15 protein-coding genes and 1 pseudogene are annotated in these 13,736 nt (G+C 35.1%); 10 read left to right on the top strand and 6 right to left on the bottom strand.

Annotated features, from left to right (window positions below; genetic code table 11):
- Positions 1 to 206 precede the first annotated feature (206 nt).
- Together K9V48_RS24530 and K9V48_RS24535 are read left to right on the top strand one after the other, a co-directional pair.
- Positions 207 to 407 (top strand): annotated as a pseudogene (locus K9V48_RS24530) (sulfite exporter TauE/SafE family protein); the annotation flags it as partial.
- A 367-nt stretch (positions 408 to 774) separates the two neighbouring features.
- On the top strand, positions 775 to 1,200 hold the full coding sequence (locus K9V48_RS24535; protein WP_224141733.1) for a DUF2935 domain-containing protein: 426 nt from the start codon (positions 775 to 777) through the stop codon (positions 1,198 to 1,200).
- Between the two features lie 258 nt (positions 1,201 to 1,458).
- On the opposite strand, the gene K9V48_RS24540 is transcribed toward K9V48_RS24535, so the two are convergent.
- A complete protein-coding gene (locus K9V48_RS24540) occupies positions 1,459 to 1,731 on the bottom strand; it encodes a hypothetical protein (protein WP_224141734.1) in 273 nt (90 codons plus the stop codon).
- A gap of 425 nt (positions 1,732 to 2,156) precedes the next feature.
- Here K9V48_RS24540 and K9V48_RS24545 point away from each other — a divergent pair, with 425 nt between their 5' ends.
- The gene (locus K9V48_RS24545) at positions 2,157 to 2,675 is read left to right on the top strand and encodes a DUF2243 domain-containing protein (protein ID WP_224141745.1); all 519 of its coding nucleotides are present in this window, start codon (positions 2,157 to 2,159) and stop codon (positions 2,673 to 2,675) included.
- Positions 2,665 to 3,459: a cytochrome c oxidase assembly protein gene (locus tag K9V48_RS24550; RefSeq protein ID WP_224141735.1), complete on the top strand. Its 795-nt coding sequence runs from the start codon at positions 2,665 to 2,667 to the stop codon at positions 3,457 to 3,459. The genes K9V48_RS24545 and K9V48_RS24550 overlap by 11 nt, the downstream gene beginning before the upstream one ends.
- Before the next feature lie 210 nt (positions 3,460 to 3,669).
- Here K9V48_RS24550 and K9V48_RS24555 read toward each other — a convergent pair whose 3' ends face one another.
- The 3 genes from K9V48_RS24555 to gvpU form a co-directional block, all read right to left on the bottom strand.
- Positions 3,670 to 4,563, bottom strand: coding sequence for a manganese catalase family protein (locus tag K9V48_RS24555; protein WP_224141736.1), 894 nt, complete (start codon positions 4,561 to 4,563; stop codon positions 3,670 to 3,672).
- 135 nt (positions 4,564 to 4,698) lie between these two features.
- Entirely contained in the window at positions 4,699 to 6,069 is a 1,371-nt protein-coding gene (locus K9V48_RS24560) for an amino acid permease (RefSeq protein WP_224141737.1), read from the bottom strand.
- A 103-nt stretch (positions 6,070 to 6,172) separates the two neighbouring features.
- Positions 6,173 to 6,592, bottom strand: coding sequence for a gas vesicle accessory protein GvpU (gene gvpU / locus K9V48_RS24565; RefSeq protein ID WP_224141738.1), 420 nt, complete (start codon positions 6,590 to 6,592; stop codon positions 6,173 to 6,175).
- A gap of 246 nt (positions 6,593 to 6,838) precedes the next feature.
- On the opposite strand from gvpU, the gene K9V48_RS29765 reads away from it, so the two are divergent.
- Complete coding sequence (locus tag K9V48_RS29765; RefSeq protein ID WP_368858307.1) at positions 6,839 to 7,120, top strand: MFS transporter; 282 nt, start codon at positions 6,839 to 6,841, stop codon at positions 7,118 to 7,120.
- Positions 7,121 to 7,249: 129 nt separating this feature from the next.
- Here K9V48_RS29765 and K9V48_RS24570 read toward each other — a convergent pair whose 3' ends face one another.
- Positions 7,250 to 7,876 carry a LysE family transporter gene (locus tag K9V48_RS24570; protein ID WP_224141739.1) on the bottom strand — a complete coding sequence of 209 codons (627 nt, stop codon included), beginning with the start codon at positions 7,874 to 7,876 and terminating at the stop codon, positions 7,250 to 7,252.
- Between the two features lie 428 nt (positions 7,877 to 8,304).
- Here K9V48_RS24570 and K9V48_RS24575 point away from each other — a divergent pair, with 428 nt between their 5' ends.
- From K9V48_RS24575 to K9V48_RS24590, 4 genes are read left to right on the top strand one after another with little or no spacing between them, the layout of a single operon-like run.
- Complete coding sequence (locus K9V48_RS24575; protein ID WP_224141740.1) at positions 8,305 to 9,843, top strand: spore germination protein; 1,539 nt, start codon at positions 8,305 to 8,307, stop codon at positions 9,841 to 9,843.
- A gap of 14 nt (positions 9,844 to 9,857) precedes the next feature.
- Positions 9,858 to 10,952 (top strand): GerAB/ArcD/ProY family transporter, encoded by a 1,095-nt coding sequence (locus K9V48_RS24580; protein WP_224141741.1) that lies wholly within the window; start codon positions 9,858 to 9,860, stop codon positions 10,950 to 10,952.
- Entirely contained in the window at positions 10,949 to 12,214 is a 1,266-nt protein-coding gene (locus K9V48_RS24585) for a Ger(x)C family spore germination protein (RefSeq protein WP_224141742.1), read from the top strand. The genes K9V48_RS24580 and K9V48_RS24585 overlap by 4 nt, the downstream gene beginning before the upstream one ends.
- Complete coding sequence (locus tag K9V48_RS24590; RefSeq protein ID WP_224141743.1) at positions 12,214 to 12,375, top strand: hypothetical protein; 162 nt, start codon at positions 12,214 to 12,216, stop codon at positions 12,373 to 12,375. The genes K9V48_RS24585 and K9V48_RS24590 overlap by 1 nt, the downstream gene beginning before the upstream one ends.
- A 326-nt stretch (positions 12,376 to 12,701) precedes the next feature.
- Here the strand turns inward: K9V48_RS24590 and K9V48_RS24595 are convergent, their stop codons facing one another.
- The gene (locus tag K9V48_RS24595) at positions 12,702 to 12,932 is read right to left on the bottom strand and encodes an ATP-binding protein (RefSeq protein ID WP_224141746.1); all 231 of its coding nucleotides are present in this window, start codon (positions 12,930 to 12,932) and stop codon (positions 12,702 to 12,704) included.
- A gap of 372 nt (positions 12,933 to 13,304) precedes the next feature.
- Here K9V48_RS24595 and K9V48_RS24600 point away from each other — a divergent pair.
- A partial coding sequence (locus K9V48_RS24600) for an IS110 family transposase (RefSeq protein WP_224141744.1) occupies positions 13,305 to 13,736 on the top strand: 432 nt, incomplete at its 3' end.

Here is a 13,736-nt window from a genome sequence, read left to right on the forward strand (position 1 = left end):
ATATCCTCCAAAAAGGATTAGAGCAACTGCTTGTGACCGACTAACTGAATCAATCAAACTGTAGGGCAGGGTTGTGTCCGAACAGTATAATCTACGCCTGTGGAGATTGTGTAAGACATAGTGGGAACCCCCATTATGCAACGGTCTAAGAATCAGGAAGCCCCTTCTTCAATCAGACCGTAAGGTTGATAAGGAGGGGTCATTCACTAACCCAAATAATCTTTACTGGAACTAACAAAATAATATGGGAATCAAGTCTTTATGCGATTCCAATCGTATTTTTTGGTTTGTTTATAGGTCAAATTATTTTCAAAAGGCTTAATCAACGGATTTTTAGAATATTTACATATATTCTTTTAATTTGTACAGGTATTTATCTTCTTCTTGAAAGTTTGGGATCTTTTTAAATAATTTTTTTATTGAAGTAATGGAGGCTTTTTTAGAATATTCCTATAGTGTTTGATAGCTAAATACAATTTTCCACTAAATGGGCGTAATCTTTGAAAAAGGATTAGCGTTCAATCTATATTATAGACTTTAAAAAATTTGCTAATGCTCATTTCAATTTGAGTCAGTGCTCCCAAACTATTAAATTGGTGGTAAATATTTTGATGAAAAAGTTCATGTAGATCTAGTTATTAAGTTGACTTTAGAATCCAGCAAACTACAGTTTGCCGGTAGGAACTCTTATAGGAAGACCTTTATTAAAAGTTCTACTTCCACATCCTTTGGAATATATAGTAAATGATACATAAATAGGGTGGAGGATTGATTATGCAGTATTATTATGGGAGCCAGATGCCTCTACGTGTTCTTGATGAGGCTGAGTTTTGGAAACATCAAGAAGAGGAACATACTGTTGTTATTAGAGAGCTTGTAGGAAGTCTTGAACAGAAATATGTAAAGGCATTAAAGGAATGGGAAAAGGAATTTGCTAAGGCACATCACCGAGTAATAAGGTATATTGAAACGGTCAATCGTTCAAAGGGACAAGTTTCTCAGGCACTCTATCAAGATATTATGCAGCTTATTTCCTTTTGCTTACAGCAGAGTGAACAATTTATTAACTTTTGCCGTATAATTATGGAAGAAAGTGAACCTATTAGCGCTAATCCAACAGCTAAAGTTGTTTTGAACCATATTATTGTGGAATCAGAGTATTTTATTGGAGTTGCCCAAACGATTTTATATCAGCAGTAAACTAGCAACCTCTTAAATCATTATTCAATAAAAGGGAGAGATTATAGAGCAACATAGGTAGAAAATAATCAAACTTTTTATAAAACCGAAACTTAAATATGCTAGATAAGAATCCATTTTGATCAATCTTTTTTTAAAATGGATTCTTTTATTTATTGTAAAATGCTGATTTGTGAGATTTTTTTGATCAAACTTTATTTCATAGCGAAAGTAAAGAGATTAGCAGGGATCTCCCCTCTGCTTTTTCTTCCAAGTATTCTACTTTTTTAGGATACTTGCATGTTTTTCAATCCAATATTTCCGTCTTACCACCTGTAGAATAATGGCTGGTATAAACATAAAAAATAGAAAAAATCCACCAAAAATAATATAATCTATTAACTTATTTTCACCGAAACCTGTCATGATAAACAGGATCAAAAACAGTGTTCCTAAACTATACAATAAGGTTGGTGCAATGATTAAAGCAGCATTAATGCTTTTTACGAGATCTTCTTTACTTCTTGGTAGAAGCAGCTTCCGATGTTTCAAATTTAAGCTTTCTAAGATATCCCCAATATAGAACTATAGGTCATAATCGTTAATTGGTATTTCTACCTCTCCTTTTACCTTTAGCTCCGCTATCTTTTCCTCATAACTAGTTTTTATCATGATTCTCACTCCATTTAATATAGCTTCTAAACGGTAATCCAGAATATACGATAAGCAAAACAAAACTCCTTGTTCTATTAAGTCAATTGTTAAGAATGTGAAGTAAAAACTAGTGAAATGTGAGTTATTTAATAATACTAAAAACAAAATTGAACCCGATACTTTCTCTAATCTTTTAGTTGAGTTAAATAATATCCAATACAACCTGTTTAGAAGATGCAGAGTATGTGTATAGCTAATTTATCTTGGATAAACTGGGCTTGAGGGGCAATAAGAAAGTGCATATGTGGAAAGGATATGATTTAATGAATAAACCTCCGACTACCAAGATCAGTCATTCAGCTTGTTCATCCCGCCCTGCTTACTTGGCCCGCAATCTATGGTCGGGTATCCTATTTGGACTAGGTTTAGTCGCCTTTATAGATGAAACTATTTTTCATCAACTATTGCATTGGCATCATTTCTACGACAAATCCACTACAGATATTGGGTTGGTCTCAGATGGTCTCTTTCATGCTTTTAGTTGGTTTGCGACGATAGGTTCGTTATTCATGGTTGCTGACCTTCGTCGCAGAAATGAATTTTGGTTGAAAAGGTGGTGGGGAGGCATGATGCTTGGGGGAGGTGCATTCCAGTTATACGATGGTATAATCCAGCACAAGTTAATGAGATTACATCAGATTCGCTATGTAGAAAATGTACTTATCTACGATTTGATATGGAATATAATTGCAGCTGTAATGGTCGTAATCGGCATCATAATCGTATTTCGGACACGAAAGGAATCACAACTAGCGAGAGGGGAAGGCATAAATGAACAATGACCACAATCATCATGGTAGTGGAAATTCCTTCGAGCTTATCCTAGTGTTACTGTTTGTGATGACATTGATTATTTATATTTTTGCTACGGTTTTATCAAGTCGTCGTCACAAACGATGGCCATTATATCGTACTGCCTTCTGGGTTTTCGGAGTTCTCTGCGCATCTTCAGCTATTGTCGGGCCCTTAGCGAATCGTGCTCATATTGATTTCACAGCGCATATGCTTGGTCATCTACTTTTTGGAATGCTTGCTCCACTTCTTCTAGTGCTAGCTGCACCAATGACTCTTGTCCTTCGAACACTTAATGTAAATTCAGCGCGACGTTTATCACGCATTCTGAAAAGTTGGCCAGTGCGTATTCTTAGCAATCCTATTATGGCATCTTTCCTCAATGTTGGAGGACTATGGGTACTTTATACGACTGACTTATACGGGGCGATACAGCGGAATATTATTCTACATGTGTTGGTACACTTACATGTATTCTTTGCAGGCTACCTCTTTACTGTGTCTATGATTTATATTGACCCAACACCACATCGAACTAGCTTCGTCTACCGTGCAATTGTGTTGGTGATTGCTTTAGCTGGCCACGGAATCTTATCTAAGTACATCTATAATCATCCACCTAGTAACGTTCCCTTAGAACAAGCAGAATTAGGAAGCATGTTAATGTATTATGGTGGGGACGTCATTGATATTATTCTCATATACATTCTTTGCTTGCAATGGTACAGAGCCAACCGACCTCGAGCAGTTGTACATGAATCAACAAGCTCGTAAACTTTACTATTTTTCAATGTTAATTTACTAATTACTAGATGCTCACTCATTTACATAGAACATTTTTAATCAAACTTTATTATAATCATGGTTCATTGAATGAAGAAAATCTCGGTTTGATCAATCAATGTTTTCACCCTATTTTTGGTTAAACTAAAGATATAACAAATTGTGTATTAAAGAAAAAACCTGAGTGAAATTACTTAGGTTTTAAAAATTCATGTCACCTGTTCCAGGGCTATGTTCATTGGGCATTTCCGGAAGTGTTGGAACAGGAAAGCCTTTGGGAGGTTCTGTGACAGCAAGGTTGCCTCCATTCCGACTTGGTGTTTGTCCTTGAAATATTTCACCTATTCTTGTCGGGTCTAGCCTAAAGTTAAATTGAGAATTGTGGTAACCCATATCTACAAACTTTCTACATTCCGGATATTTATTTATATCATAATTTGGAATAGGGAAAAGCTTACCCCAATCGACACCTAAAGTCTCGAGGGCTTTTGCAAAAGCGTTTTGATGAGCGTTATCTCTTACAATGAGAAATGCAAGTGTTTCCCTGAATGTTTTGTTGGAACTCATTTCATAGATACGGGTTTTCTGTAGGACTCCTGTAGATTCGAGCACTAAGTTGTCTAGTAGATCGCTGATAAGGTTCCCATGACTATAAACCCATGAGCCATTCCAAGGGTTTCCACTAGCGTCAACCGGGAGTGATGCTTGTGCGCCAATAATGTAATGGTGTGGATTTGCATCTTTAGCAGCTTCGTCAAGAGGTGCATGATCAACCCCTGCATTTCCGGGAACTGCAGATTCCCCTGAGTCATTTAATAATTGATTGATTGTGTTTTGGACAAGTTCCACATGGGCAATCTCTTCCAAAAAGACACCACGAAGCAAATCACGATATTGAGTGTCTTTACCTCTAAAATTTGAACTCTGAAAGAAATACTGCATCACTGTTCTCATTTCACCAAAGTGACCACCTAATATTTCCTGTAATACTTTTGCGGCTGCAGGATCTGGTTTGTCTGGTGTAATTGCGTTAATTAGTTCCTCTTTGTAATATAGTACATCAAAGCACTCTCTTTTCTGTTTATGATGATTCAATTACTAGTTTTTTTAAAATCTTTCATTTTATTCATAATGAAATAAGTTTCGAAAGTGTAATGCAATTTCCTGTTAACCTCTCTAAAAGACGAATCTGGATTATTAAGTTTAGTTTAAGGTTCAGTATCCTTGTTATTAATAATACCGAATCTGACTCTTGGATTTTTTCCAGACTTTTTTCATTCTTAAGCACACCAAACAGATAATAGATACAAATAGTAAACTTACAAAGAAACCAGGGCGAATTTCTTTTTCAAGTAATGTTCCACTTATGGCAGCTAGGATCAATGCCAGTCCTATAAAAGCAAGGATTTTATTCCACAACTTATATTTAAGAATACGAAATGAAGAAATAATGATAAAAAACCAATTGTACAACAACAGAATTCCTGCTGCTGTTGTAATATATTCGTAAATTTTTCCAGGAAGAAGCAAAGCTGTAATAATAGATGCCAATAAACCTACGGTCGCAAGTCCCAAAGAAGGGATAGGAAGGTTTTTGAATTTTTTACCCTTTTTAGAAAATAGAGGAGGAGCATCTCCGTCTTCAGCTAATGTTACAAGCAGATTTGTAACTCCATATAAAGACGCAGTCATTGTTGAAAAACCCGCTATAATAATAGCCCCATTAAAAACATGAGGAAAAAAGGTAAGATTATAGTCTGCTAAGGCTGTTACAAAAGGACTTTCCTTTTCATGAAACGAGCCAAGAGATACCATTATAACCGCAAGTCCTAGTGATAATACATAAACTACAGTCAATCCAAGGAGCATAATTTTTCCGGCTTTTGGAGCATCTCCCTTCTTTTGAAGCTGCATCGCCATAATGCCAATAACTTCAATTCCTCCATAAGCGTAAAATGCATAAATGAGAGATGCCCAAAAGCCATTAAACCCTTCAGCGAATAGTTCATTGCCTTTAGTGGGTAAGTCAGGCTGTTCGGCATTACCACTTATCCATCCAAACAGAGCAGTAATGGCGAGAATAATGAACATGATAATAGCTGAAAATTTAACGATGGCCAAAATGTTTTCAATTTTGTCGAAGCCTTTTGTACCTGTTAAAACAACGATGATTGAAATAATAGCGTAACCTGTTGCAAAAACCCACAACGGAACATTAGGGAACCAAAAACGTGAAAGGATAGAAAGAGCTGTCAATTGGCTACCCATGATAAGAATATTTGAACACCAATAGTTCCACCCACAGCTAAATCCTGCCCATTGTCCGTATGCTTTCCTGGCATAATAACAAAATGAACCCTTCTGGGGATCTTCAGCAGTCATTTGTGCCAATACATTAAATACAATATAAGTTCCGATTGCTGCTAAAATAAAAGAAAAAACAATAGAGGGTCCTGTTATTCCTATTCCGATACTTGAACCTAGAAAGTAACCTGTTCCAATGGTACAGCCTACACCGATTAATGATAACTGCCACCATTTTAAATCACTCTCATTTGAACCTTTTTTTGATGTTTGACCAGAACTACAGGAACTACTCATGTAATACCTCCATAACTAGGTACATGATTTGATTATGTATATTGAAAACAAACAGGAGTATACTTGCCTGAAAACTTCAATATCTAAAAAGCAATGCTCGTTTTCAGACAAGAGAATCAAATGAAAAACCGTCTATCGAAGAAATTCTCCCTCTCCACCAATTGCTGCTAGAGGGGGGTGGTTGAACGCCTGTACTTAGATATTTAACATCTTTTAAGTGAATAAAAGTTAGTGAATTCTTCTTAGCTTCTTTATCCGCTTCCTCTTGTTTCTGTTTTGCGTAAGCTTCTTTCAAATCACTAAAATTTTTATACATAATTTTTGATATCGTGGTATTCGGTAACTTGGATGATTCTGTAATCTCTGCATAATAGGTACTTGCATTTATTAGAGTACCTGAAATGACTGCACCACTAACAGAGAGAGTAATTGGAATTTCAATCCCGTTTTCTTCTACTAAATTTAAAAACATGAGAATGACTGCATCATCTGTCCCGATTTGTTCAGACTTTTTCTTTGCCATGAATATCACCTCTCATTGTTAATCTTATCTATCTTGCTCTTAACCTTTCAAATCTATTGAAGATTAGAGCATTGTGGTTAATCAATCTAGTCGTAATTATTCTTTACTTCATTAGGAAATCAGCTACTTAATTTATTACTTAAAAAGACCCTAAATCGGGTCTAAGAAATTGAATATACTTGCTAGTCATTATTTTGCCTAAATCAGCAACTATTATTCCATTTAACTGATTCATTGCTTCGTGGAATGGGTTCACTAGCTTTTTCATTTGTTGCATTAAGTCTACAGCACTCGTTTATCTTTTTACTTATTTTTCTGGTTTTTAGTGGAATTGGAATCGCACTCCCATGTCTTGATGCCTTAATTACGGGAGGGATTGACAAGGAAGAACGGGGTACGATTACATCTTTTTATAGTGCAATGAGTTTTCTTGGTGTTGCTACGGGCCCACCTACCTATGCCTACATGATGTCTGTTTCAGATCATCTCATTTTTATGTGTCGGGTGGGGGTAGTCTTATTGCCCTAATTATCGTGTTTCTCTTTATAAAGCCTGAAAAAGAAAAGTAAACTTAAATATGCTTAAAGCAAAAGCACGCGGTCCATTACGCCGCGTGCTTGCTGTATGTAGATAAAACGAACATTTGTGCTTAATAAATTAACTTAGCAAGATCTGAATAGCATTTATGCCAAAATAAATCCCAAAACCAATTAATGATAATCCGGAAAAGATGGAGATCCATACTAGAATTTTTTCTGTTAAATATTTGCGAAAGCCACTAGCTACACAAGCCATTGTTACATCCCATAAAAGTACTCCCAGTAATATTGTTCCACTGTAGAGTACAAGTTGATTCATACCGGATGAAGCAACTGTGTTTACCAAAACAGAACCGTAAATACCGATCCAAAAGAGGATCGTTAAAGGACTTGAAAGAGACATAAAGAAACCGGATAAAAAGGATTTTAAAAGAGATTCGTTTCTCTGCCTTTGACTAGCAGCTATTTTTCCAGCGCCGATTATGCTCTCTATTCCCGTATAAACAAGTACAAAAAAGCCAAAAAAATATAGAAATGTTTTCATAAACGGTGTTTCTAGAAAATGAACAACCCCGAGATAAACGAGTATCATATAAACTGCGTCTGCAACCATTGCACCTAAACCTACAAGCCATGCATGGAAGAAACCGCCTTTTATTCCCTTGTCAATTTGGGCTGTATTTATAGGTCCTATTGGTGCAGCAAGCGATATTCCTAGGAATAAATAACTGATAAATATACTCATATGTTAAACAACATCTCCCTTAAATAACATCCTGCTTGTACATTCTATTCGAAATATGTAACAGGTACGCCTTATTTTTTAGGAAAGAAAAATATATTAGACTTTGCAACGATGAGGGCAGGAATTAGTCATTAGTGACCCATCCATTAGTAAAGCAAAAATCTATTTAAAGATCACAAGTTTAGAAGAGAAAAAAGTAGTCAATATCAGAAGAAAATAAGTTAAAAGAAACAAACTAGATGCTGATCAACTGCAACTTTTGAACAGTTCATTTTTTATAGATAGTCTATCTAACTTATCTAATTACAGTCATAATAAAAGGTTTTTTGCAAAGAATAAACTAGGTGAAACCTTTTTACATAAAGTTAAGTCCAGTATTCGTATTCTAACGTTCATAAAATGACACCCACTTTAGGAGTTAAAACAAAATGAGAAAACCATTTTTAAATAAAGGAAAAGTAAATAAGCCTAAAATGAGTCAGGAATTACTCGATGATTTAAGTCCTCAAAAGGGGAACGATTTTTCTGGTGATTTACAATATAACATTATTAAAATCAAAAAACTCTATTCATTCCCTATAAACATTGATTTCGTGATAAGGGAATTTACTGTAAATAAGATTGAGAAAAAAGTTGCTTTGTTTTATATTCCATCATTGACTGATGCAAAGTTGATTGATGAAGAAATTATTAAACCATTGATTATGAACGATAATGTCATTCAGGATGTGCCTTCATCGATTAGCGTAAGTGCTGTCAGCGAGGAGAAAGAAGTAGACAAAGCCATTAAAGAGTTGAACACAGGGAACACCCTATTATTAGTTGAGGGCGAAGTCAAATCTTATATCATTCATACAGCAAAGGCAGCAGGCAGAAGCGTAGAAAAACCTCAAAACGAAACGACATTATTTGGACCTAAGGAATCGTTTGTTGAAAAAGCAGATATAAACATCTCCCTTATTCGAAAAAAAATTCACAGTGAAGACTTTACGGTAGAAAAGATAACAATTGGAGAACGCTCAAACAATGCAGTATTCATTGTCTACAACAAGGAATTAGCAAGCATTGATGTTTTGAGTGAAGTGAAAAGTAGGATTAAAGCGATAAAAAAAGATGCTGTGCAAAATTTGAGCCTATTAGTACAACACATAGAGGATAGAAAAAGAAGTTTAGTTCCAACTATTTTACAAACGGAGCGACCAGATCGTGCGGCATCTTTTATAGAGGATGGGCATGTTGTTGTCATAATGAATAATTCTCCATTTGCATTGGTAACACCAGCAACTTTTTGGTCTTTTTATCACACTGGGGATGATCATTATTTACGTTTTATATATGGTAATTTCACCAGAATCCTTCGTATGATTGCATTATTTATTACCTTATTTACATCTTCTATATACATTGCTATTACAAATTTTCACGTAGAGATGCTTCCAACAGATTTATTACTAGCCATCGCAGGTGCACGAGAAATGGTGCCAATGCCTGCAATAATGGAATTGCTATTGCTAGAAATTGCTTTTGAACTGATACGTGAAGCTGGGATAAGGGTCCCTACTCCAATCGGTCCAACAGTTGGTATTGTTGGAGCATTGATTTTAGGGCAAGCCGCTGTTGAAGCGAATGTTGTTAGTCCAATTGTCGTCATTGTAGTGGCACTGTCAGGATTATCCTCTTTTGCGATTAGTGATGTGAATTTAAATTACATGGTCAGAATAGCAAGGTTTGGCTTTCTCTTAGGTGCAGGCTTATTAGGGATATTTGGAATGGTAGTTTGTTTTATGGTGTGTTTAATTTATTTATCAACATTAAAAAGTTTCGGAGTACCTTATTTAGCACCACTTACGCCAAAATACAAGTCATCAGAGGATACAATATTCAGAAAACTATTGACAAATGAACGCATGAGACCTGGGTTTACAAAAACAAAGGATTTAATTAAAGATAAAGTTCAAAATAAGTGAAAATGGGTGGTATTTTGGTCAAATACGAAAAAGATCAAGTGGGGTTCAGAGAATTTTTTGCAATAATTGTTATTGCAATAAGTACAAAGTCTACTGATATGAGTACTGTTTTGCTTTTGGGAGATGGTCTCAATGCAGCATGGATGATTGTGATTGGCTCTTTTTTACTCATATTACCATCGATAATCATATTAAATAGTGTATTAAAAAAGTATCAATCGAAAAACATACTGGAAATCACACAGCTCGCACTTGGAAAACCTTTAGCTTTTATCATTTCTTTTATCATGTTTTTTTTTACATTAACAAATACTGCATCAGACTCTAGGAGTTATTTGACTCAGTTGATCACAATTAATTTTCCTAATACACCATTATTTATCATATACCTATGCTTTTTAACAATTTGTATATGGGGGGCGAAGAAGGGCTGGGAATCGATTGCTTCAGTTACATGGATGACCTTTCCATATCTAATGATTGTACTAGGTATTTTATTTTTTTTAATGCTAAAGGAAGCGAGTTTTGCTAGGATTTTTCCTCTATTTGGTACTGGTAAATGGGAAATAGCAAAAGCAAGTTTTAACTACACCTCTTTGTTTGGAGATGCAATCATATTGGCCATGATGTACCCGTTTGTGAAAGATCATAAAACATATACGAGAAGTTTATTTAGTGCATTATTATTTACTGTTTTCATTATGGTGTTAATGTACCTATCGTATGTATGGATGTTTGACTATAGAAGCGTAGAAAAGATTACATTTCCCTTTAATGAAGCCATCCGGTTTGTTTCGTTGGGAAGGGCTATTACCAATGTAGAAACATTTTTTATTACGCTTTGGCTTATAGCTGTTTTCATAAAGTTTACCGTTTATATCTATTTAGTCTGTAAAATATTCGGGTTTGTATTTCATATTAAAGAGTTCGAACATACCGTCATACCTATTACTTTTTTAATATTGATGATTGCCATGATACCTGAAAACAATGAGGTTATTGTGTTTGCCATAAGAGACTATACAGTAATCTACTTTAAATATTTATTATTATTTTTACCTCCGTTGCTTTGGGCAGTAATCAAAATGAGGGAGGTAAGGGCAAGATGAAATGGATGGATACTTTTTTGCTTACGTGCTCTCTGCTTTTAGTGCTTACTGGCTGCTGGGATAAAAAAGAAGTGGAGGAGCGTTCTTATGTAGTAGCGATAGGAATGGATCTTCCGAAGGGGATTGATATTAATGAAGAACAAGCAGTTGACGTAACTTTTCAATTCTCTAATCCAAAGCTAAATATAAAAGGAGCATCACCTTCAGGAGAATCAGAAAGGAGGGATATTTTAACCTTGACTGCTCCAGACCTTGTAACTGCCAGAAACATGGCAAATTCAGTTGTAACAAGGGAAGTTTCATTTAGTCATAATAATGTATTGATCATATCTGAAGAGTTAGCTAAAACAGAATCTTTTTATCGAATTCTAAGTACTACTGCTAAAGATAGAGAGGTTCGAAGAGAAACGAACCTTATTATTACAGAAGGAAAGGCATCTGAATTTATTATGAAGAATAAACCTGAAATGATGATAAGGCCCCACCGATACTATCGTTTTTTAATTGATCGTGCGACCGAAACAGGATTAGTACCAGAGTCAACTATTAACAGGTTCTTTGCAATTACTGATGCTGATGCGGATCTTTTTCTTGCTATGTACGGTTCTGTAAATGAAAATCAAAATGAAAGTGGTTTTCAAGATGAAGATCAATATATAGCTGGGCAAGTTCCAATAAAAGGGGAAAATCTTGTACAACTTATTGGTTCGGCAATTTTTAAGGAAGGAAAAATGATTGGTAAGTTTACAGGTGAAGAAACGAGAATCATTAGAATGCTTGATAATACTTCCATCACCAGGGATATGTTTTCAAGCTTTCCTGATCCATTGAACAAAAAATATAAAATTGGCGTGAGATTAAAAAAATCAAACAAAACCGAAGTGAAAATCAAGTTAAGAAAGGGTGCTCCCCCTAAAATAGATGTGAAATACCCAGTTGAGATTAAACTTTTATCCGTTCCTAGTTTGATTAATTATAGTAATAATTTTGAAAACCAAAAAAAATTAAAAACAGCACTAGAAAGCAAAATGAAAGAGAATGCAGAGAAGCTTATTGAAAAAACCCAAAAAGAATTTAAGTCAGATCCTTTTTATTGGTCATTATATGCTCGTCCTTTATTTAGTTCTGTCAAAGAATATGAAGAATGGGACTGGACAAATAAAAATTATCCTTTCGCGGATATAGATGTAACAATGGATATAGAAATTACCGGATTCGGTAAGCAATTAAAGGAATCCGATATAAAAAAGGTGATTGATTAATGATGAAAATAATATTCTGGGTTGTCGTGTTGTTCGGTTCTTGTTATAGTTTTTGGTACGCCTATTACTTAATAAAAGACAAAAACAAGTTAGGTGCATTTGGTATGGCTTTAGTTGGTTTATTAATAGGTGTATTTTCCTTCATGGTAAGATTAAAATAACCTTATAATTGAAGTGGTTTATACGAAAAACCGAAAAATTTTTTATAAAAAGAAGATAATTTTCACATTAAAAGCTTCAAATTACATAATAATATTAATCTCCAAGAATAGGGAGCGATTGCTGGTGCGAAATGTTCCTGGCTCAAATGAAATGTGGTCACACAATTTTGATAAAGGTTAAACAGTTTTAGATTTCTAAAACTGAAGGGTTATGTCGAGGAGTCGAATGAGGAGGTAACACTCTGAAAGGCTCCCCCTGCGTCGAATAGCACTCTGTTTAGTAAGAAAAAGCGTGTTCAAGCTCGGCAAATAGGCGTAAGAATCTACTATACATTATCATCAATCATATATGGCAAGAAGATTTGAACGGTTGTTCCAATTGATATTTCACTTTCGACCTTTATATGTCCACGATGGGCAAGAATTAGATTTTTAACGATGGCCATGCCTAGACCAGATCCAAGATTGGAAGAACGAGTAGTCGTTCCACGGTAGTATTTATTGAATAGGTTGTCTACACACGCTGGAATGATACGTTTACCATTCGTGGGGGGGATTTTAACAACTGAGGGCTTATTTCCTGAATATAATGGAGGTTTGTTTCAAAAGGGAAATGCTACAATGGTTGTAAGCAGAGGGTTAGGTAATAACCCAATACTTCTTAGAATATTTAATAGACCAGATCTAGTTGTTGTTACATTAGAGAATAGTAACTAACATAAAGATGATTTTTTTATGTAGTAATATTTATCTGCCGCAATCGGGCGCTTTCCTGTAGAAAGGATCAGCGCTTATTTTCATTTTAGGGCCAGCATTCCTGTAATGAATGAAAATGAGATTTGAGTATCAAAAAGACCTCTTGGTATGATTAAAGTGTCCCGAAGCTGGCCAGCGAAAAGGACAAATCTATCGTGACCAGGAGGCCTATCATGAATTATAACCAAAATAAGAAAATCGCTCAAATTACCCCTAAAACACTTATTATCGGAGTAGATATTGCCAAATTCAAACATGTAGCCAGAGCTCAAGATTTTAGAGGGTTAGAGTTTGGCTCACCTTGTTACTTTGAAAATACAAAAGAAGGATTCCGTCATTTTCTTAATTGGATCTCACAACTTATGCAAGCTCAAACGATGGATCAAGTGATTGTCGGTATGGAGCCAACAGGTCATTATTGGTTTAATTTAGCTTATATGCTTAGAGAACATAAGATTAAGTTTGTGGCAGTTAATCCATTACACGTAAAGAAAAGTAAGGAATTAGATGATAATTCACCAACTAAAAACGATGTAAAAGATGCCAGAGTTATTGCTCAATTGGTCAAGGACGGGAGATATGCTGAACCAACTATTCCACAAGGG

It is taken from the genome of Metabacillus rhizolycopersici (assembly GCF_020075705.1).